This is a genomic window from Jutongia sp. SJQ-6 (assembly GCF_054161275.1).
This window is the reverse complement of the sequence record NZ_CP195314.1, coordinates 1,578,454-1,600,622: the sequence shown is the minus strand read 5'-3', so window position 1 is coordinate 1,600,622 and position 22,169 is coordinate 1,578,454. Positions and strand designations below refer to the sequence as shown.

The window sequence follows — 22,169 nt, the reverse complement described above, 5'->3', positions numbered from 1 at the left end:
CAACTATTGCAAAATAAATCATCGTGATCCATGGAGGAAAGGTGTAAAGAATAGAATGATTATTTATGATGAGAAACAGCATATTTTCCAACTAAATACCAAGAGTACCAGTTACATGATCGGCATTACACCGGAAGGGTATTTGGGACATATTTATTATGGGGAGCGTTTACAGCACATTGACGGTGGGTATTTGCTGCGGACGGAGGAATATCCATATACACCAGAGCGCAACAAACGCGAAAAATGCGTATTTTTGGAAAGCTTTCCGATGGAACTGCCAACCGGCGGCATTGGGGATTTTCGGGAAAGCTGCTTGGATATTCGAGATGAAAATGGATGCCTGGGAACGGAAATTCTTTACAAAGAGCATCGAATATATTCCGGCAAGACACCATTAGAGGGACTTCCGGCTTCTTTTGTCACTGCTTCACAGATGGATACGGAAGATGCCGGTACAGCAGTACAGACGTTAGAGCTTATTTGTCAGGATCGAGTGCTTGGTGTAGAAGTTGTGCTATCGTACACAGCTTTTGAGAGGGAGGATGTAATTACTCGTTCTGTGCGGGTAGACAATCGGGGAGAGCAGACGCTTACCATTGAAAAAATATATAGTGCCTGTCTGGATATGGATTATGAGGAAGATTATGAGTTGCTGACTTTGCCGGGCGCATGGGCCAGAGAACGACGTATACAGCGCCGGAGAATTGGATATGGAAGACAGTCAGCGGCGTCGATCCGTGGGGAATCCGGGCATCAGGAGCATCCGTTTATTGCACTGGTCACACCGGGTACAACGCAGACCCGAGGAGATGTATATGCAATGCATTTTGTATATTCTGGCAATTTTTTGGGACAGGTGGAAGTGTCGCAGCATGACATGATACGTATGACAATGGGAATACACTCTTATGAATTTGGGTGGAAGCTGACACCGGGACAGACCTTTCAGGCACCGGAAGTAGTTCTCACCTACTCGTCGGAAGGCATTGGCAAGATGACTCGTTCCCTTCATGATTTTTACCGTGAGCATTTGATTCGCAGCCGCTACAAAAATACGGAGCGTCCGATACTGATCAATAATTGGGAAGCAACGTATTTCGATTTTACAACGGAAAAGTTATTAGATATTGCGCAGACTGCGAAAGACTGTGGCATAGAGTTATTTGTGATGGATGATGGATGGTTCGGCAGACGCAACAATGATGAGTCTTCGCTGGGAGATTGGTATGTGAATGAGGAAAAACTTACCGGTGGTTTAAAACATTTGGTAGACAGCATTAATAAAATCGGCATGAAGTTTGGTATATGGTTTGAGCCGGAGATGATCTCTCCGGATTCGGATCTGTTTCGCGCACATCCGGACTGGATGATCCAAATACCGGGACGTGAGCCGACTCTTAGCCGGGCGCAGGGAGTGTTGGATCTATCGAATCCGGAAGTTGAGGAGTATGCTTATGAATCGGTGGCACGTATTTTGCGCAGTGCACCGATCATGTACGTAAAATGGGACATGAACCGCCAACTGTCTGATCTTGGAAGTGCATATTTGGGCAAAGAGCATGGGCAGGAATTACTTCATCGGTATGTGTTAGCAGTATACCGTATGCAGGAGCGGCTGATCACGGAATTTCCGAATCTGTTGTTGGAAAATTGTTCCGGAGGCGGGGGACGCTTTGATCCGGGAATGCTATATTACAGTCCGCAGATCTGGTGCTCTGATGACACAGATGCCGTGGAGCGTTTAGGTATTCAGGAGGGAACAGCGTTAATTTATCCATTATCCACGATAGGGGCGCATGTTAGCGTCTGCCCAAATCACACGGTAGGACGCAATACTCCGTTTACGACTCGTGGACATGTCGCATTGGCGGGAACATTTGGTTATGAGCTTGATGTGACAAAGTTATCAGAGGAAGAAAAGGCGTTGATCCGTGAGCAGACAGAGATGTATCATACCTACCAGTTATTGATCCGAAACGGGGATTACTATAGACTCGCATCGTATGCAGAAAATCATTACTATGATGCTTATATGGTTGTGTCAAAAGATCAGAAAGAGGCTTTAATGACATTTGTACAGGTGCTCGCGGAACCGAACCGCCGAAGCCGTAAGGTGCATTTACAGGGACTGGATCCGGAAGCGGTTTATTATTGTGATGTGACGCAAAGGGAATATACCGGTGAAATATTAATGAAAGGCGGCCTGTTGATCGGTGATCTCTGGGGAGATGCCGTAAGCCGCCTGTACCATTTTGAAAAAAGATAGAAACAATATGTGATTCATAAACGAAACGCATAGCTTCTAAACAAGTGTGAATAAATAGTTTGGTGAATTATTGTACTGTGTCGAGTGCTTCCAACAGTGCGGTTGCAAGCTGGTCCGAGCAGGATGTGCTTTTGAAACCGCACGTGATGCCCTTGACTTTATCTACGACCTGTTCTACGGTCAGACCGTCAACCAAAGAGCTGATCGCCTTTAGGTTACCGTTACAGCCACCGACAAATTGTACGTTATGAACAACATCACCATCCAGATCAAATTCAATTTCACTGGAACAAGTTCCTTTTGTAGTATAAGAATAATGCATAGTCATCAATCCTTTCTTTCTTATTAGTAGTTAGTCTTTTTATCAAACTCGCCAAAGCGTTCACATAGCGACCAGTCATCTGCCAGGTATAGATACCGGCATCTGACTGATAGCTATGTGCAATTTTGCCTTCGCGCACATTAAACTTCAATCCGGGAAAAGACTTCCCCAAGTCCACATTGTAACAAAAGATCTGCATCTGCATCCATCGGGGTGGCAGATTTATTGATCAATACCAAATGGTTTCCATGGAAATAATGCAGTAGTCCGGCGGCCGGATATACAGCGAGAGAAGTGCCGCCGATGATCATGAGATCGGATTCACTGATCGCTTTGACAGCACCGGTTACTGTTGCGTCATTTAATCCCTCTTCGTATAATACAACATCCGGCTTGATAATACCACCACATTCACAAGTTGGAATGCCTGTGCTTTCAGTAATACAGTGAATATCATAAAATGTATGGCATTTGGTGCAGTAATTGCGGTGCACGGATCCATGGAGTTCGTATACCGTTTTGCTGCCTGCTGCTTGATGAAGCCCATCAATATTTTGCGTCACAACAGCAGTAAGTTTGCCTTTTTGTTCCATTTCTGCCAATTTCAGATGAGTGATATTTGGCTTAGCGTCCAGACAGATCATCTTATCGCGGTAAAAGTCATAGAACGCTTTTGTATTTCTCATAAAAAACGTATGGCTGAGAATGGTTTCCGGTGGATAATCATATTTTTGATGATACAAACCATCTACACTGCGAAAATCCGGGATGCCGCTTTCAGTTGAGACTCCGGCACCGCCAAAAAACACAATACGTTTACTTTCATTGACCCAGCTTTGAAGCTGATCAATGCCTTCTGCCTGTGAAGTATTCATATACTGCTCACCTAACCTTTCTTTCCATTGCTTTACGATACATATGCCCACAGCAAATGCCTTACGATATATCATTTACTCAAACTGCCCATACCTCCAACCTCCACAACCACATATTGCTTATTATGTCAATAACCATGTTGCATTTTGCAGCCACCAAAGAGTGGCTTCTGCCATCCGAGAACTATAGTAATTGCCTTGCCGCATTTTGTTTTTACAGTGATTTCTAAATTTTGTTGTCTCTGATGTATGATTTACATGCCTTACGGAGAACTCGCTGTCCCGGAAGCAAGATAATCATCATTTTTGAAAGGGACTTTGCGCTCGTCGTTACTTATGTCTCGTATCTCAGAGACATTAAGTAACGTGACGTAGCGCATCGTAGCGAAAGCGTCCCGTCCAAAAATGGATGATATCTTGCTAAACCGGGACGTCTCAAACACTCCTCTAGGCATGTATTCATCAGAGACTTAACAAAATAAGAAATCACGAAAAAAACATTGCGTTCTGCGGCAATTATCTTAGTTCTCGAATGACAGAACAATTTAGTTTATCGGCTGCAAAATATCCAATTTATTGCCGACATAATAAGCAATCTGTGGTTCGGACAATAACTTTCGGTATGGGAAGTTTGAGTGAATTGCTAATCTTCTAATGCGGCATATACAATATCGCGGATAACTTGTACATCCCGGTAACCGTTACCACCACATTTGTTGATCACATAAATGATCGCCAGATCCTCAGCCGGATCCATACTTACATAGCTGCCTAACCAGCCGTCCCATCCAAATTCGCCATTAGATCCAATGCTTTCGGAAAGTTCTGTATGGATCATACAACGCATCAGATTGCCATAGCCATAACCTTTTAATGATTCCCAGTCAAAGCTTACCAGCTGTTTTTCATTAAGATGATTCTGTGTCATCCATTCTACTGTTTTGCGTCCCAAAATGCGGATACCCTGATACGTTCCTTTGTTTAACATCATCTGTGCAAATTTGGCGTAATCGCTCAAGGTAGATACCAAACCTGCGCCACCGGATTCAAAAGATGGCTGTTTTAGATGCATATGAGACAGACATAAATGCTGCCAGGTGCATGGATCTAACGTTTGAGTTTCCGGCATATATTGATAGAACTGCATAAAACGACCCTGCTTTTGCTCTGGGACATAGAAATCAGTGTCTGTCATGCCGAGCGGATCAAAAATAGTTTCTTTTAGATACGTAATGTAGCGTTTGCCGGATACGACTTCCACGATGGCGCCGAGAACGTCTGCGCAAAAACCGTATAACCAGCGCTCGCCTGGCTGGAATGCCAGAGGCTGTTGACCGATGATATTTGCCAATTCATAGGTAGAAGGAGTCGGTTCGCCTTTGGCGATCTTATCATAGAAATCTGCTTGGATCTTGTCCATAATAGCACCGGCAGGAAAAGATGCATCCGGGTAGACTACACCGGCAGTCATATCCAACAGATCTTGGATAGTGACTTCGCGGTTCGCCGGAACAAGTCCCTGATCGGTATATACTTTTTGATCTTTAAACCCCGGTAAATACTTGCTGGCCGGGTCGGATAGTGCTAATGCACCCTTTTCTACCAAAGTCATCACAGCAACAGAAGTGATCGGCTTTGTCATAGAATAACAGCGGAAGATCGTATCTGGTTTCATTGGATGGTGCTTTTCCTTGTCTGCTTCGCCGTATTCTTTGCGGTATACTTCCTCGCCGCGATGGAGTATACAGATGGATGCGCCGACATTACAGTCAGGATCTTCACTGTGTCCGATCAATGTTGATGTGATCGCAGCATCCAGTCGTTTTAAGATGGTTTGGTTCATATATCAAAATCCTCGCTTTCTGCTTAAGTATTCTCTTGTTATGTTAGCACAATACCTGATAAAAACCAATCATTATCAACAAGAATAAAATTTTAAAAAAAATACATACTATGTTTGAGAATAGCAGAACATATGGCAAAGGAAGGAGAATAGCAGATATGAATCCGGCACAGGCATATACGATCATGTTTTTTACAGGAGGATTTTTATATTGCGCATTAGAAATATTAATGCGGGGTTATTCTCATATATCAATGCTGCTAGCTGGTGGAATTTGTTTTGTGTTAGTCGGTGCTGTGCAAAATCTACTGGGTGGACAGGCATCACTGGTGGGGCAGATGCTTTTGTGCAGTCTTATGATCACGGTGGTGGAATTTGTTGTCGGCATGATCGTGAATCGTTATCTGCATCTGGCGGTATGGGATTATTCCGGACAGCAGTACAATTTTCGGGGGCAGATCTGTCTTTTATATTGTAATTTATGGTTCTGGTTGTCGGGTCCTGTTATCGTACTCCATGATTTAATGGAACATTTCTTATTAAATGTACCGATGCAGCACTATAAAATTTTTTAGTATGTATGTCCGCTTGCTGCTGAGGAGATATGTTTGGATCTTCTGAACGGATATTGTTTTGAGACATTTTCCTTTGTGGTATATTGGACATTATCATAAATGGTTCATAATTTTGGCGAATAGTCTCGTTTGGGTATTGACGAAATGCGTCGAAAGGTATAATATAAAAGTTGCGTGTTATTACACGGTATAAGAAAATAGTTCACAAAACAACTCTTATTTAGAGTGGCGGAGAGTGAAGGCTCTGTGAAACCACGGCAACCCCTGACAGGAAGGTGCCAATCTCAGCGAGAAATCGAGCAATAAGAGGGTTTGAGATCAAGTTGAAATCAAGTCCATCTGTCGTCGGTTTAGGTGGGCTTTTTCTTTTTGGAAATATTCGTAGATAGACCGTACAGAAATGGTACGGCAGAATGGAGGAAATTATGGAGAAACGTTTGTTTACATCGGAATCGGTTACGGAAGGACATCCGGACAAAATATGTGATAACATTTCCGATGCTGTATTGGATGCATTGATGGAGCAGGATCCGATGAGCCGTGTTGCTTGCGAGACAGTCATTACGACAGATTATGTGATGATCATGGGCGAGATCAGCACGAGAGCTAAGGTTGATTATGAGAAGATTGCGCGTGAGACGATCCGTGAGATTGGTTATGACGATGACGCCAAAGGATTCAACTGTGATACCTGTAAGGTAAAGGTGTTGTTAGATCAGCAGTCTGCAGATATAGCTATGGGTGTTGATAAGGCTTTTGAGGCAAAGAACGGTGAAATGGATATGTCTGATGCACAGATTGAAGCAATCGGTGCAGGAGATCAGGGAATGATGTTTGGCTATGCAACCAACGAGACGGAGGATTGCATGCCATATGCGATTTCTTTGGCACATCAGTTGACACGCCAGTTGACAGAGATGCGTAAGAATGGAACACTTTCTTATCTTCGACCGGATGGCAAAAGTCAGGTGACAGTAGAGTATGATGAAGCCGGTAAGCCGATACATATCAGTGCTGTGGTTATTTCGAGTCAACATGCAGAGGATGTATCACAGGAGCAGATCCATGAAGATATTCGTAAGTATGTGATCGATCCGATCCTCCCGGCAGAATTAGTAAGTGAAGATACGAAATATTTTATCAATCCAACCGGCAGATTCGTGATCGGCGGACCGAATGGTGACAGCGGATTGACTGGTCGTAAGATCATCGTAGATACGTATGGCGGATATGCACGTCACGGTGGCGGAGCTTTTTCGGGAAAAGACTGCACAAAGGTAGATCGTTCGGCTGCATATGCAGCACGTTACGTTGCCAAAAATATCGTAGCGGCAGGTCTTGCAGACCGTTGTGAGATTCAGCTTTCCTATGCAATCGGTGTTGCACAGCCGACTTCTGTTATGGTAGATACGTTTGGTACCGGCAAATTATCCGACAGCCGTTTGGTTGAAATCATCCGTGATAACTTTGATCTTCGTCCGGCTGGTATAATCAAGATGCTCGATCTGCGCAGACCGATCTATCGCCAAACTGCGGCATATGGACATTTTGGAAGAAACACCTTAAACCTTCCATGGGAGCAGACAGACAAGGTTGCCATCTTGAAACAATATTTGGTATAATACTGCCAAGGGTCATGGAGAAGCGAGGTGTGATTTCTCTTACACTGCTATGCAGGAAAATGATCCATGGTATCTATGAAGGAAACAAAGACACAATACAGGGGGTATATCATGACGAGCAAACCAATTTTATACATTGTAATTCCTTGTTACAATGAAGAAAAAGTATTACCGGAAACAGAACCATTATTTTTGCAGACGCTGCGTGGCATGATCTCAGAGGGGAAGATTGCAGAAGAGAGCCGTGTCATGTTTGTAAATGATGGAAGCAAAGATGCTACTTGGGAATTGATCAGCAAGTTTGCGGAGGAAGAAGAGCAGATCGAGGGTTTATGTTTGTCACGTAATCGTGGACATCAGAATGCTCTTTTTGCAGGATTGATGACAGCAAAACAATATGCAGATATTACAATATCGATCGACTGTGACGGTCAGGATGACATGACAGCGATGACGCGGATGGTGGACGAGTATTTGGGAGGATCACAGATCGTCTATGGTGTGCGTTCCGAGAGAAAGACAGATACGGTATTCAAGCGTGCTACGGCACAGGGCTTTTATAAAATTATGGCGGCGATGGGCGCAGATGTTGTATACAATCATGCAGATTACCGTTTGATGAGTAAAGAAGCCCTGGAAGGATTGGCACAGTTCAAAGAGGTTAATTTGTTCTTACGTGGAATGGCACCGTTAGTAGGTTTTCGCTATTCCTGTGTTTACTATGAACGCGCTGAGAGAATTGCCGGAGAGAGCCATTACCCGTTGAAAAAAATGCTTTCGTTTGCGTTTGATGGTATTACCAGCTTTTCTGTCAAACCAATCAGTATGATCACCAGTATGGGATTTATTGTTTGCGTGATCAGTTTGATCGCTATTGTTGCAACGATCATTGAAAAGATATGCGGAATGACTGTTGGTGGATGGTCAAGCCTTTTGTGCTGTATTTTATTTTTGGGCGGTGTGCAGTTGCTTAGTTTGGGCGTTATTGGAGAATACATTGGTAAGATTTACATGGAAACCAAGGAACGGCCACGATTTATCATTAGCGAGAGTACCGGGGATATTACACCGGCGAAGGATCGCAGATAGAAAGTGAATATATATGAAACATATTACCATAGGAATATTGGCGCACGTTGATGCGGGTAAAACGACACTGTCGGAGGGACTTTTGTATACGGCAGGGTCGATCCGCCAATTAGGGCGTGTTGACGATCAAAACGCTTTTTTAGATAACAATCATATGGAACGTGACCGGGGGATCACTATTTTTTCCAAGCCTGCGCGCTTTGCGCTGCAGGATGGAACGGTTACGCTATTAGATACACCGGGACATGTAGATTTTTCGGCAGAAATGGAGCGCGCATTGCAGGTACTGGACTATGCAGTATTAGTCGTTAGTGCTGCTGATGGCGTGCAAAGCCATACCGAGACGTTATGGCAGCTTTTTGCTTACTACGATATTCCGGTGTTTCTTTTTATCAATAAAATGGATATGCCGGATACGGATCGTGGTCGGATCATGCAGGAACTACAGGAAAAGCTTTCGGATGCCTGTGTTGATTTTATGGCAGAACCTGAGAGCGTGATGGAAGCGGCAGCCGTGTGTGAAGAGGATCTGTTGGAACGCTTTTTGCAGGATGGAACACTTGAAGATGCAGATGTGATCCGGCTGATCAGACAACGGAAGTTGTTTCCATGTTATTTTGGCTCTGCACTAAAAATGCAGGGAGTTGAAACATTTCTAAAGGGATTGTGGCAATATACAGAGCCCGGACAGTATGGAGATGAGTTTGGCGCCAGAGTATACAAGATATCCAGAGATGAGCAGGGCAATCGACTGACACATTTGAAAGTGACGGGTGGACGCCTGCAGGCGAGACAGTTATTACAGGGCAAAAAGCAGCTGCAAACTGATGCCGGCGATGAAGAGCAGATCTGGAGCGAAAAGATCAATCAGATCCGGTTCTATTCCGGAGAAAAATATACGACAGCAAAGGAAGCCAAAGCGGGAGAAATTTGTGCGGTTACCGGTTTGTCCCATACGTATCCGGGAGAGGGGCTTGGCTTTATGGAACACGATGAAGTTCCAATATTAGAGCCGGTTTTGACGTATCGGATCTTTTTGGAACCGGACTGGGATGTAAGACGTGCACTTCCGCTCTTGAAGCAGCTTGAAGAGGAGGAACCTGAGCTTCATATTATATGGGATGAAACACTCAAAGAACTTCATGCACAGGTGATGGGCGAGGTGCAGATCGAAGTGATCAGGCAGCAGTTATTTGATCGTTATCGTATGCATGTCACTTTTGGCGAGGGAAATATCGTTTACAAAGAAACCATAGCGGCACCGGTTATCGGTATGGGGCATTTTGAACCATTACGACATTATGCAGAGGTTCATTTGCTGTTGGAGCCCGGTGAGCCGGAATCCGGTCTGGTGTTTGACACGAATTGCAGCGAAGATATGCTGAGCAAAAACTGGCAGCGTTTGATCCTAACTCATTTGCAGGAAAAGAAACATCGCGGAGTGCTTACCGGATCAGAGATCACGGATATGCGGATCTCCGTTATTGCAGGTAAAGCACATGTGAAGCATACGGAGGGCGGTGATTTCAGACAGGCGACCTACCGTGCAGTCAGGCAGGGACTTAGACAGGCAGAAACGATCTTACTGGAGCCGTATTATTCGTTCCGTTTGGAGCTGCCGACCGAACAGTTGGGACGGGCAATGACGGACATGGAGCGAATGAGTGCAAAACTAAATGCACCGGATTCATCGGGAGAATACGCAGTTCTTGCCGGAGAAGCACCGGTTGCGACAATACGCTCCTATCAGAAGGATCTGTCTGCTTATACCGGTGGTAAAGGAAAGATGTCCTGTCAGTTGTGCGGATATCGACCATGCCACAATACGGAAGAAGTGGTTGCACAGATTGGTTATGATCCGGATCTGGATTATGCGGCAACAGCGGATTCTGTGTTTACAGCACATGGTTCCGGCTATATCGTTCCTTGGAATGAAGTGGCAGATCATGTACACGTAGATAATGGGTATTCTTTGGAAGGTAAGCAGTCGCCGGAAGACGACTATGCGGAGCCTATGACAGCAGCAATGGGGCGCAGAATGCGGTATGATACGGAATACTCGATGGGAGAAGAAGAGATTCGTTCTATTCTTGGACAAGCGGGTGGCGCAAACCGCAATCAGAAGAAAAATTGGATCAGACAGCGAAAACGTGTTGTTTCGTCCACAGACAGTCGTGGACCTGTCGCTTACAAGCGTTCGGCGGAAAAGTATCTGCTGGTGGATGGCTATAATATAGTGTTTGCATGGGACGAACTGAACGAGCTGGCAAAGGATAATATTGACGCAGCCAGAGACCGCCTGATGGATATTTTATGTAATTATCAAGCTTATATGGGGATGACACTGATCCTTGTATTTGATGCTTATAAGGTAAAAGGCGGTATTGGTCAGATGCTGGATTATCACAATATACATGTGGTATATACGAAGGAGGCGGAAACAGCAGATCAATATATCGAAAAACTTGCTCATAACATGGGGCGGGAACATGATGTAACTGTGGCAACTTCGGATGGCCTGGAGCAGCTGATCATCCGCGGGCAAGGCTGCAAATTATGGTCTGCAAGAGAATTTTATGCTGAGGTCAAACGAGTGGAGGAAGCCATTCGAAGACAAGTTGAGTGAGAGAAAAGCGCATTATAGAAAGGCGGGGAAAACAATATGGATATTTACTTATTAGAGCGACTACACAAATTATTGCATGGACCCATCAATGTCTTTGACCGGGAAGGGAATCTGATACACAGCTTTGAGGAAGGTGTGTGTCAGCCGGTTGCACCAAGGGAGTTTCAGGGAAAAGGAAAAGAAAAACCATATATTAAGATGGATGGAAAGGGCGTGGCATACGCAGTCATCCAATCGCCTGTAGGGGAATATATTGTGTTAGGCAGGATACGCGTGTATTATGCGGTAGGCAATGACTCCATAGGCATTTCTTATTGTGGAAAGGATGAATTTCGCGCGATCATAGAGCTTTGCTGGAAATCCATTACCGGACAGGAAATGCCGGGAAATGTATTCTGGAATGTATTGGAGGAGCCGGATGCCAGTATTGCAAAGCATCTGACAAATGATATGCTGCATTATCAGGAGAGGCGTAAAGCGCACAATCCGATCCGACAGGAGCGCCGTGAGCAGGAGAGCATTCGCAGAGGAGATCTGCAGGCGTTGGAAGAAAGTATTAATGAATCTTATGGAGGAGAGATCGGAAATGTTTCCAAGGATGTACTAAGACACTACAAAAATATAGCAGTATGGGTAATCAGCAGTGCGTCTCGAAGCGCCATTCAGGGAGGAGTTACACCGGAAAAAGCCTTGTCTATGTGTGATAGCTTTTTACGCAATGTAGAGGATAATCTGCAGGAGCCGCTGGAAGTTGAGAAGGCGACCAGAGAGGCAGAATTTATATTTGCGCGTGAGGTACGCGACTTGCAGCGAAAAAACTGTGAAGATGTATTAACTTCTCAGGTCAGAAATTATATTTATCTGCATATTATGGATAAACTTCAAGTGACAGACATTGCAAAAGAGTTTGACGTCACACCGAATTATTTATCCGATCGTTTTCGCAAGCAGGAGGGGATTTCGCTGAAGCAATATATTATCAATGAAAAAATTGAAGCAAGCGAGTATTTTTTGAAGTATACCGATAAGTCTATCGGCGAGATCAGTGAACATTGTGCATTTGGTTCACAAAGTCGCTTTACTCAGTATTTTAGGGAAAGACATGGTGTGACACCAAGCGCCTATCGCAGAATATTTCAACAAGAACATGAGATTTGAAAATGCGGCAGTTGTTTCTAAGCATTTTGGAGACACAATCTTACAAAAATTAACCGCGATAGCATTTACTTGTTTTAGGCTACGTGATATAATAGGCAAGATTATAGTGATACGCGTGGTCTCATAAACGAAATGCCGGAAGTTTGGTATTCGGGAATACAGTGTTACAAATGCTGTAATGTTTGCATGGGACGAAATGGGAGGGAATATGACAAAGAAAATACGATCGGTCAGCAATACGTGCATAATTATGCTTGTTTGCATCGGGATAAATTACATGGGAAAGGTATTGGCAGCAGACTGGCATTTGCCGTTGTGGATGGATTCCATCGGCACGGGGATGTCAGCGTGTTTACTTGGCCCTTTTTTTGGTGCTTTATGTGGTGCAACGAATAACATTCTGTACGGAATGAGAAATGTCACCAGTTATGCGTATGCAGTTACCAGCGTTGCGATTGCAATCGTTATGGGAATCTGTATGCGCAGACATATGATACGTGACTGGTTTGGTGTCTTTACGACCAGTGCACTTGTTTCGGTCGTTGCAGTCGTTGTCTCTACACCATTTAACTTGATATTTTTTCAAGGGTATAACGGCAACCTGTGGGGGGATGCTTTATTTGATATGTTCCGGTATTATCGTATTCCGGTCGTGATCGCCTCTGTGTTATCCGAGCTTCTTGTGGACTTTCCGGATAAAGTGGTTACGGTATGCATCATATTTGGTATATTGGGTATCATCAAGAGCGATCGTTTCGAGTGCAATGCAGAGCGGAAATCTTCAGGTGCCTTAATGATCGGTATTGTCGTTACAGCGGCGTTAATTGGCAGTGGACAGAAGTGCGTTGCAGCAACAGCCGGTGATAAATATACATCGACGTATTCACAGACAGTATATAATGGCGAGAATGGCCTGATCGGTGGTGAGGCAAATGATATTGTAGAAACCAAAGATGGATATTTGTGGATCGGAACTTATTCAGGGCTGTATCGTTTTGATGGGTCTACGTTTGATACGATGTCCGATATGAAGGATGTCAAAAATGTAAATTGCTTGTTTGAGGATGAGGAAGGTCGTTTATGGATCGGAACCAATGACAATGGTGTATCGATCTATGTCCGAGATAAAATCAGTAATATATTGACGGTGCAGAATGATCTTGCATCCAACTCAATCCGCTGTATTGCCGAAGATGAGCAGGGAAATTATTACATAGGTACTTCGGATGCATTAAGTATCGTAACGATCAATAATGGCCTGAAGGTGCGCAAAACCTTACAGGAAATCATGTATGCACGTTCTATAGCAACAGGCAAGGCTGGCGATGTTGCCGTTGTCAATAATTCAGGACAATTATTCATTATCAACAATCAGATGATCAAGGAGACGTTCACGTTAAAAACCGGCAATGCAGAAACATTTTATACTTGCTGTAAGTATATGGACAATGGGGATCTGCTGGTCGGAACAACGACAAATGAAATGTATCGTCTCCGCAAAACTAATGGAAAATATCGAACAATAAAACGCTATACAACGGGAAATCTTCAACAGATAAGCAGTATTGCTTCGGACGATCAGGGAAACTATTGGGTATGCAGTGGAAGCGGTATTGGCTATTTGCAAGGAGAGAAGTTTCATACGTTTGATACGAATACGTTCAACAGTTCTATTGACAATATGACGATGGATTATCAGGGAAATCTTTGGTTTACATCTTCTCGCCTGGGGCTTCTCAAGTTGTCTAAAACCTGCTTCACGGATCTTTTTCGACAGTACTCATTGGAGAAACGTGTTGTTAATACAGTGACAAAATGGCAGGACTGCATATACATTGGAACGGACGATGGACTGCAGATCATTGATGAAAAGCAACAGTGTGTGAGTGACAATAAATTGACACGCAAGCTTCGAGGACGAAGGATCCGTTGCATGACAGTAGATTCTGCCGGTCATCTTTGGATCGCTATCTCCGGAGAGGAGGGGTTACTCGAAGTGACACCATCTCTGCAGATCACAGAATACGGACCGAATAAAGGAACCATCAGCAATCGCTTTCGAACAGTGATGGAGCTGAAAGATGGGACGATGGCAGCATCTGAAAATACAGGAATAGATTTTATTCGAAATGGGAAAGTAGTGGCAACGATCGGCGAGGAGGACGGCTTAGGCAATCCTCAGATACTGTGTATGCTGCAGTGTTCAGATGGAACTATTTTAGCAGGAAGTGATGGAAGTGGTATTGCTGTGATCCGTAATAATAAGGTACAGCGTACGGTTTCAATGAAAGCGGGACTTACTTCCGATGTTATTTTGCGCATTGTTGCGCTTGATAAAGGATATTTGATCATTACCAGCAACGGATTATGCTATATGAATGATAAGCTGGAATGCAGAAGCCTGTCCGGTTTTCCGTACTCGAACAACTACGATGCAATGGTAAACAGCGATGGTAAAGTATGGATACTAGGCAGTGCAGGTATTTACATAGTTACTCAGGACAGTTTGATCCAAAATGAAAAATACACGTATGAATTGCTCGATGGCAAAAGAGGACTGGATGGTTCACTTACTGCTAACGCTTGGAATTATATCGATGATAAAGGTAACTATTATTTGTCCTGTAATAGTGGAGTGTATGTGGTAAATATTGAACAGTATAATAAAAATAAAACCATTTATCGTATGTGGCTCAATGACATTACGGTAGATGGAACCAAATATTATATCAGTAAAAGCGAAACGACATCGATCGGAGAGTCGGCGGATAAGATTGAGATCACACCGATTCTTATGAATTACACCAAAGAAGATCCATACATTAGTTATTATTTGAAAGGATTTGAGCACAAAAAGAATATTGTCCGACAAAGTGAACTTGGGACGATCGTTTATACGAACCTGCCGTCTGGAACCTATACGTTTGTAATCTCCATACTGGATTATACCGGGACGAAAGAGATCGAAAGCAGTTCGTATTCCATCGAAAAGCCGGAACGCTTTTGGGAGACGTGGTGGTTTAAGGCATATTATATTATTATTGCGGTTATGATCATTATGTACCTTACATGGCTGATCACGAGACTGCAAAGCAACCGCGTGATTGAGCGACAGAATCGCGAGATTGAATTAGCCAAAAAACAGGCGCAGATGGGTAATGAGACGATTCTTGCCATTGCAAAAACTGTCGATGCCAGAGATGAGAATACAAGCCAGCATTCGGAGCGCGTTGCAGAATATTCCGTGCTAATTGCAAAGCGGATGGGCTGGAGCAAAGAACGATGTGAAGCTTTGCGTAAGATCGCATTGCTGCATGATATTGGAAAGATCGGTATACCGGATGCCGTACTTAATAAGCCGTCACGATTGACGGACGAGGAGTATGAGATCATGAAGAGTCATGTGTTGATCGGCGGTGATATACTAAAAGATTTCACAATTGTGCAGGATGTGGCGGATGGCGCCAGATATCACCATGAACGTTATGATGGCAAAGGATATGCCAAGGGGCTGAAAGGAGAGGAAATTCCATTAAATGCGAGAATTATTGGGATTGCCGATGCGTTTGATGCAATGACCTCGAATCGTGTGTATCGGCAAAAGATGGATATGGATTATGTGTTATCAGAACTTCACAAGGGAAGTGGAACACAATTTGATCCCAATATTGTTAAAATTATGATCTCGCTGATAAAAGAGGGCATTATCGATCCGTCGAAGAGATACGAGGGGGGAGAAGCATGAAGAAACAAAAAATGGCAGCATTGATCACTTGTATTTTGGTAGTTGGCTTAGCGGGTGTATGGCATTGTGTTGTACAAAAAAGTCAGGTAAAAGAATCGATAAAAGTTGGTTTTGTCTATATTGGGGATGAAAGTAATCCTTATGTGTACAATTTTATTCGGGCACAAAAAAGCATTGAAAATCAGTTTGGTGATAAGGTGCAGGTCGTAGAGAAATTTAATGTACCTGAAAATGCAGTAGAGGAACCGCTTGTTGAATTGGCAAAAGAAAAATGTGATGTTATCTTTGCGACCAGTTATGGATATGGTAAGACAACGAAAGAAGTAGCTAAGAAATATCCGGAAATACAATTTTGTCAGGCAACAGGGGACAATGCGAATCAGAATCCCATTGTTTCTAATTACCATACCTACATGGGAGCAGTATATCAGGGAAGATATATTGCTGGAATTGTGGCTGGCATGAAATTGCAGGAAATGATCTCAGAAGGTAAGATTACACCGCAAGATGCTAAGATTGGTTATGTTGGAGCTTATGCTTATGCGGAAGTAATATCGGGATATACGGCTTTTTTGCTGGGGGCACGTTCCGTCGTTCCCGAGACAGTTATGACGGTCTGCTATGCAAATACATGGAGTAGTTATTCGTATGAAAAGGAGATTGCAAAGTCGTTGATAGAAGATGGCTGTGTGATCATATCGCAGCACTCAGATACCACAGGGCCGGCAGTTGCCTGTGAGGAGATGAGCCAGACCGACAAATATGAAGTGTATCATGTCGGTTACAATCAAGGCATGACCAGCGTGGCACCTACAACATCTCTGATCGGTTGCAAAGTCAATTGGGAGCCTTATGAATCCGCAGTGATTCAAGCGGTATTGGATGGCAAAAAGATTGAAAGTGAACTGGATGTACAAAAAGAAAAGAATGATGCGTGGGGCGGACTTGCAGACAATTGGGTACAAATGCTGGAGTTGAATGAAGTAATTGCAGCGCCCGGGACCAGGAAGGCTGTGAAACGCGCGATTGATGGATTCGCCAAAGGACAGATCAAGGTGTTCTATGGCAAATATACGGGGGTAAATCCGTTGAATCCTTCCGACAAGATAGATCTGACCAAAGAATATCAAGAAAATGCGAAAGCATCTGCACCGGGATTTTGTTATCAGTTGGATGATATTGTCACGGTAAAAGAAATGGATACGCAACAATAAAAATGACGCTATGGAGGAAGATATGTCAGCCAAGAAAAAAATAATAAAGATCACGTTTGGGGCAGCAGCAATTATGATGCTGTTAAGTGGTAGAAATACAGCGAAGGTTTCGGCACAGACTGTGTCGGAAGATGGTGAGCGTTACCGCATTGAGCAAAATGAAGCGGATGGCAAACGGTATTTGACCGATCGTCATGGACAGACGGTGGCAGGGTGGCATGTCCGTATCGGCAATAAATATTATCGTATTGGTAAAGTAAATGATATTGGTTTATGCCGATCTAAGCGATTCAAAATTATCTTTACTAAAAAGAATGGTCAACTCGTGCAAAATGGTATGGCGCGAGGATTTTCCTTTGATGCCAGGGGCTTACTGGCAGTGAAACGCGGGATCTACCGTATTAGTGGAAAATACTACTATATTGATCATGGCTATATGTATAGCAGGGACTATAGCAAAAAGGGAACACAGTATTTTATGAATCTGGATGGCAGTGTTGCTTATTATCGGAATAAGCATACCTGTTATGCGCCATCTGGTAAGAAACTGACAAAACAGCAGCGTAAGGAAGCGGTTGCCAGGGAGCATGCGCGTGTGATCATTCGTGAATGTGTTCAGAAGCAGCATCGCAAAAAAGCAATGTCTCAGTCCAAAAAGTTGGACAAATGTTTTATGTGGGTTGTGAAAAATTATGATTACTCCGAACGAAAATGTGATGGTAAGAAAGGCTGGACATCGAAATCTGCAGATGCGTTATACCGTTTTCAAACCGGAGACTGCCGTACATTGTCCGTTGGATTTGCTTTTTTGGCTTCGGAACTTGGCTATAAGCGTGTTGTTATTGCGCAGGACACAAGTGATCGTTTTTCGGGAACGCATGTGTGGGCAGTCGTGAATGGAAAATGCTACGATCCGTTGTTTTACAATACAGCGAAACCAAAACGGTATCTTCCGGTATTCAAGGGATCTACGCAGAAACAATATACAGACAAAACCCATTGTACAGTTAATGGAAAGTTTCGTCCGGGAGACTGATCAGTTAATATAGGGATTCGAAGATCGGATCCAACGTTTTTTTACATCATCCGCATATTCTATAGATAAAGGATAGATCAGATCATTACTTCCAGTGATATCTTTTTGGGAGATACTCTGTATGTGATTGATATTCATAATAGTAGAACGGTTGGTTTGAAGAAAATAATCAGGAAGAGCATCACACAGCGTGTTGATAGTTGATCGCTGCCGATACAAATCTGTTATTGTATCAATGGCAATATAATGGGAAGATTTGATACAGCGAAAGGCTATAATGTCAGAGTATTTTATCTGTTTTGTTTCGTGTTTGGATATGGAAATGGTATAACAGTCATCCATAAGCTGTGTGATCACCGGTGATAATGCGAATGTTATCTCTAGTAAGGTGACTGGTTTGACAATATAATACAAGGCACGTACGCGATATCCCTGCAGTGCATAATCCTCGTGGGCAGATAATATAATGATCGTACCAAGATAATTAGCATTGCGAAGAGATTGAGCAAGTGTTAATCCGGAGCCATCCGGCAGTTCGATATCTAAAAAAATAACATCAAAAGAAAGCATCTTATCAAGAGTGCACGAAGCGCAATCTGTAAAAACGGATGTATGTAATGTAACAAATTGCTCTTTGGCCCATTGGTTTAAGGTGGTTTGTAATTGTTGGCAGTGAGCGGGAGAATCCTCGATCATTGCTATGTTTAATTCTGGTTTCATATACGTTCTCCTATTTCTCCGGGATTAAAATAGTCACACAAAAAGAAGTGGAATTTTTTGTGATGTCTATAATCCCATTTGCAGCTTCTACAGTTTTTTGCACATTGAGTAGTCCAAAACCATGCTGACTTGTATCTGCTTTGCTGGTTCGCAGTGCATGATCTTTATCGGTTAAATATTCACCTGTTGATGTGTTCTGCACAATGATCTGCAGAGCGGCACGGAAAGGTTTCATGGATAGCACAATAGATGGTTGTGCTGCGGGATCCTGATGTTGCAGTCTTATACATGCTTCAATAGCATTATCTAATAGATTGCCTAAAATCGTTGTTAATTGCAGATCAGATAAGGGCATTTTATCGTTGACCAATAGGGAATGCTTTAATTCAATATGTTGTGATCTGGCATAACGTATCTTGCCGGACACAATAGCATCAATACTTGCCACCCCTGTATTTACATCATTTAGATAATCCGGGAGATTGTCCTGCAAGGATTGTATGTATTGTGTGATCTGTGAATCTTTATGATTGGCGGCGAGTCCCTTTAGAGTCAACAGATGATTTTTGTAGTCATGCTTCCATGCCCGTATTCCATCTGCAGTTTCTTTGGCATGCTGCAATTCAGCTAATACAGTTTGTTCTTGATGTTGCTTTTGTACTAGATCTGCATTTCGTTTATTAGTAGCACTGATCTGGAAGATCAATAGAATCATAAACAGGATTATTATCATGACGCTAAAGCTGATTCCCTGAAGACGAAAAAATATATTTTGTGGGATATTTTTTTCATAAGTGATCAGGATATCTAATAATATATTGCAACAGATCACGCCAAGTATACTGGTTATATATGTTGCAGCGTATAAAAAAGAGGACATCATTAAGTCTGCTTTCATTAATTTTGCAAACAATATACAAAATAAAGCACATATTAGTAAATACGCGAAAGTAGAACAATAACGGTGATCACCCCCTAGATCAAATGAGCGTAGTGTCGATGCAAATAGTTGATCACATAATGAAAAGGAAAGCTTATCTGCAATCAAACTGATCAACGTAGGGAGTATGGATACATACACCTTTTTAGCAAGTGAGCCATCAAATAAGGCGAGGAGTAATAGTAAATCAAATAATAACAACAATAGTTGAACAAAACCATAGTTCATATTATTTATATTACAAAAACATGTAATAGCCGTTTCTATAATAATAGCACCGAAAATTCCAAGGTGTCGATAAGATGTGTATATCGGACGTACGGAAAATATTCGTGTGAAGAATAGGATAAATATTGTACTCTCTAATAGATTTACCATTATTTCCCAAATAGTTTCTATCATAAATTAGTACTCCTTAACTATATCTTATATATGTAATAACTACATATTAGCATATGTATTTACATAAGTCAATTGACGGCGATGAATTTGAGACTGTGACTGTGAATTATGGGAATCATAATATTAACATGTCAGTTTTAGTAGGAAACTGTTTTTTGAGGCTCATGAGCGCTAAAATACAGGAACTGATAATGCCAGAGCAGATGGAGCTATAATAAGGTAAATGGCAAAGGTATAATATTACACTGAGTACGGATAGAACAAAAAAATTACGTAGGCACTTTGCTCTGGCATGTTGGATCTGATTAGCAGATAAAGGATGGTTTGGATGCCTGATAGGAGCAAAGTGGTAGATAATGAACAGGCAGGCAATATATGTGGGGATACAGAAAGAGGGATGATACAGCCAAAATCTGTTGATCAATAAGGAAAATATGCCAATGCTGGTGCTGAGGCACAGGCAGCTAAAGTGTGTCTTACAATGGAATCCTCCAAGTTGTGTTCGTATCAAGAGAAAGCTGAGCGTCCATATGATCATAGCTGAGATCTGGTGCCAAAGTATCGCTACTAATAATAATAATAAATTGCCAATAAATTCACTGATAAAACATTCAATGCCGTATATATATACTTCTGCTTTGTCTGTAGCTTGTCCATATTTCATAAAATACTGTGTCAATAGTTCTGATAATCTGTGAATCATTTTTAACATCCTTCCTGTGGGTATAATGTGGAGCATACGAAAATGGTTGTAAGTTCATTATATTCTTAAAATATAGCCACTGTAATAGAAAAGTCAATATTAAAAAAACTATTCAACGCCAAAAAAACGCAATTCAACGCCAAGTTATTGAAACCGGATAATGCGGATGCTATAGTGGCAATGTGAAATTAGGGAAAGGAGGATTGTAAGGTATGAAAGGAATTTTGAGTTCAAAATTAGCCACAGGAATGTTGATGCTTGCAGCGTTTATGGCTAATATTTTTGCAACTATGCCTTGTCGAGGCAGATGTTATGAGCCAATGTTGCCAGAAGAGTTACGGCATCACACAGGGGAGTAGATTTAGAAATCTACATGGGCGTATTGCTATTACGCCAAGAAATCTGCAGTACTTGAGAACAGACCCTCTGTACCGCAGATTAAAAGAACACACGATAATTATAGCATATTAGGTCTGTGTATGCTGTGGAAGTACACGATAATGCAGAAAATATAAAGTTTCTGCATGAGAAATGGAGGAAAATATGAGATTCAATAAAACAAAACTGTTAAGTTACGGTATTGTGTTGAGTATGACAGCGGTCAGCATGCTGTCAACCAGTCCGCTCGCGTCGGCAGCCGGCAACGTTACGGATGAGGAGTATTCATACGTCAAGGGCTTGGACGAAGATCCATGTTATACGAGATGGAGAGAAAAAAAGAATACATCAAAGGTGTATTGCTATCCGAAAAAATATGCCGCCACGTCCACGATTGTAAAGGGCAGTTATTATAGCATCCCTGCGGATAAGCATATTAATCTGCGCGACTGCAGTTCTTGTGTCAAGATCCCGGTGGGAGTTCACGGTATCATTACCAATTCAGTACGTGAGGATGGTTGTAACCGTGCCCGTCTGTATATCAATTCCGGCAAGGAACAGGCTACCCAGGGAGTGTGGAGTCCGGACAGCACCGCAAATAGTTCTTACGTTGTCTTTAAGTAAGAGAGCAGTTTTTAATCGAGGGGAACTT

17 protein-coding genes and 1 riboswitch are annotated in these 22,169 nt (G+C 42.7%); of the genes, 11 read left to right on the top strand and 6 right to left on the bottom strand.

What is annotated here, in order from left to right; all coding sequences use genetic code 11:
- The first annotated feature begins 55 nt into the window (after nucleotides 1-55).
- Nucleotides 56-2,269, top strand: coding sequence for an alpha-galactosidase (locus ACSAJE_RS07350; protein WP_458008696.1), 2,214 nt, complete (start codon nucleotides 56-58; stop codon nucleotides 2,267-2,269).
- 67 nt (nucleotides 2,270-2,336) lie between these two features.
- Here ACSAJE_RS07350 and ACSAJE_RS07345 read toward each other — a convergent pair whose 3' ends face one another.
- From ACSAJE_RS07345 to ACSAJE_RS07335, 3 genes are all read right to left on the bottom strand, one after another.
- Complete coding sequence (locus tag ACSAJE_RS07345) at nucleotides 2,337-2,591, bottom strand: TIGR03905 family TSCPD domain-containing protein (RefSeq protein ID WP_458008695.1); 255 nt, start codon at nucleotides 2,589-2,591, stop codon at nucleotides 2,337-2,339.
- A 140-nt stretch (nucleotides 2,592-2,731) separates the two neighbouring features.
- Nucleotides 2,732-3,466 carry an NAD-dependent protein deacylase gene (locus tag ACSAJE_RS07340; RefSeq protein ID WP_444157021.1) on the bottom strand — a complete coding sequence of 245 codons (735 nt, stop codon included), beginning with the start codon at nucleotides 3,464-3,466 and terminating at the stop codon, nucleotides 2,732-2,734.
- 643 nt (nucleotides 3,467-4,109) lie between these two features.
- Nucleotides 4,110-5,309, bottom strand: a complete 1,200-nt coding sequence (locus tag ACSAJE_RS07335) for a serine hydrolase domain-containing protein (RefSeq protein ID WP_118689993.1) — start codon at nucleotides 5,307-5,309, stop codon at nucleotides 4,110-4,112.
- A 158-nt stretch (nucleotides 5,310-5,467) separates the two neighbouring features.
- Here ACSAJE_RS07335 and ACSAJE_RS07330 point away from each other — a divergent pair, with 158 nt between their 5' ends.
- The 8 genes from ACSAJE_RS07330 to ACSAJE_RS07295 all read left to right on the top strand — a co-directional run bounded on the left by ACSAJE_RS07330 (nucleotide 5,468) and on the right by ACSAJE_RS07295 (nucleotide 18,374).
- Nucleotides 5,468-5,884, top strand: coding sequence for a putative ABC transporter permease (locus tag ACSAJE_RS07330; RefSeq protein ID WP_182434242.1), 417 nt, complete (start codon nucleotides 5,468-5,470; stop codon nucleotides 5,882-5,884).
- A 213-nt stretch (nucleotides 5,885-6,097) separates the two neighbouring features.
- Nucleotides 6,098-6,193: riboswitch (SAM riboswitch) on the top strand.
- A 116-nt stretch (nucleotides 6,194-6,309) separates the two neighbouring features.
- Nucleotides 6,310-7,506 carry a methionine adenosyltransferase gene (metK, locus tag ACSAJE_RS07325; RefSeq protein WP_118689992.1) on the top strand — a complete coding sequence of 399 codons (1,197 nt, stop codon included), beginning with the start codon at nucleotides 6,310-6,312 and terminating at the stop codon, nucleotides 7,504-7,506.
- Between the two features lie 111 nt (nucleotides 7,507-7,617).
- A complete protein-coding gene (locus ACSAJE_RS07320) occupies nucleotides 7,618-8,595 on the top strand; it encodes a glycosyltransferase family 2 protein (protein WP_458008694.1) in 978 nt (325 codons plus the stop codon).
- Between the two features lie 13 nt (nucleotides 8,596-8,608).
- A complete protein-coding gene (locus tag ACSAJE_RS07315) occupies nucleotides 8,609-11,221 on the top strand; it encodes an NYN domain-containing protein (protein ID WP_458008693.1) in 2,613 nt (870 codons plus the stop codon).
- 36 nt (nucleotides 11,222-11,257) lie between these two features.
- A complete protein-coding gene (locus ACSAJE_RS07310; RefSeq protein ID WP_118689990.1) occupies nucleotides 11,258-12,379 on the top strand; it encodes a helix-turn-helix transcriptional regulator in 1,122 nt (373 codons plus the stop codon).
- Between the two features lie 277 nt (nucleotides 12,380-12,656).
- A complete protein-coding gene (locus tag ACSAJE_RS07305; protein WP_458008692.1) occupies nucleotides 12,657-16,124 on the top strand; it encodes an HD domain-containing phosphohydrolase in 3,468 nt (1,155 codons plus the stop codon).
- On the top strand, nucleotides 16,121-17,338 hold the full coding sequence (locus tag ACSAJE_RS07300) for a BMP family ABC transporter substrate-binding protein (RefSeq protein WP_444156596.1): 1,218 nt from the start codon (nucleotides 16,121-16,123) through the stop codon (nucleotides 17,336-17,338). The genes ACSAJE_RS07305 and ACSAJE_RS07300 overlap by 4 nt, the downstream gene beginning before the upstream one ends.
- Nucleotides 17,339-17,360: 22 nt before the next feature.
- Nucleotides 17,361-18,374: a transglutaminase domain-containing protein gene (locus tag ACSAJE_RS07295; protein WP_458008691.1), complete on the top strand. Its 1,014-nt coding sequence runs from the start codon at nucleotides 17,361-17,363 to the stop codon at nucleotides 18,372-18,374.
- On the opposite strand, the gene ACSAJE_RS07290 is transcribed toward ACSAJE_RS07295, so the two are convergent.
- The 3 genes from ACSAJE_RS07290 to ACSAJE_RS07280 all read right to left on the bottom strand — a co-directional run bounded on the left by ACSAJE_RS07290 (nucleotide 18,375) and on the right by ACSAJE_RS07280 (nucleotide 21,100).
- Nucleotides 18,375-19,094: a LytR/AlgR family response regulator transcription factor gene (locus ACSAJE_RS07290; protein ID WP_458008690.1), complete on the bottom strand. Its 720-nt coding sequence runs from the start codon at nucleotides 19,092-19,094 to the stop codon at nucleotides 18,375-18,377.
- 10 nt (nucleotides 19,095-19,104) lie between these two features.
- The gene (locus ACSAJE_RS07285) at nucleotides 19,105-20,436 is read right to left on the bottom strand and encodes a sensor histidine kinase (protein ID WP_458008689.1); all 1,332 of its coding nucleotides are present in this window, start codon (nucleotides 20,434-20,436) and stop codon (nucleotides 19,105-19,107) included.
- A gap of 115 nt (nucleotides 20,437-20,551) precedes the next feature.
- Nucleotides 20,552-21,100, bottom strand: a complete 549-nt coding sequence (locus ACSAJE_RS07280; RefSeq protein ID WP_458010055.1) for an accessory gene regulator B family protein — start codon at nucleotides 21,098-21,100, stop codon at nucleotides 20,552-20,554.
- A gap of 251 nt (nucleotides 21,101-21,351) precedes the next feature.
- Here ACSAJE_RS07280 and ACSAJE_RS07275 point away from each other — a divergent pair, with 251 nt between their 5' ends.
- Entirely contained in the window at nucleotides 21,352-21,498 is a 147-nt protein-coding gene (locus ACSAJE_RS07275) for a cyclic lactone autoinducer peptide (protein ID WP_458008688.1), read from the top strand.
- Between the two features lie 184 nt (nucleotides 21,499-21,682).
- Nucleotides 21,683-22,141: a hypothetical protein gene (locus tag ACSAJE_RS07270; RefSeq protein WP_458008687.1), complete on the top strand. Its 459-nt coding sequence runs from the start codon at nucleotides 21,683-21,685 to the stop codon at nucleotides 22,139-22,141.
- Nucleotides 22,142-22,169 lie beyond the last annotated feature (28 nt).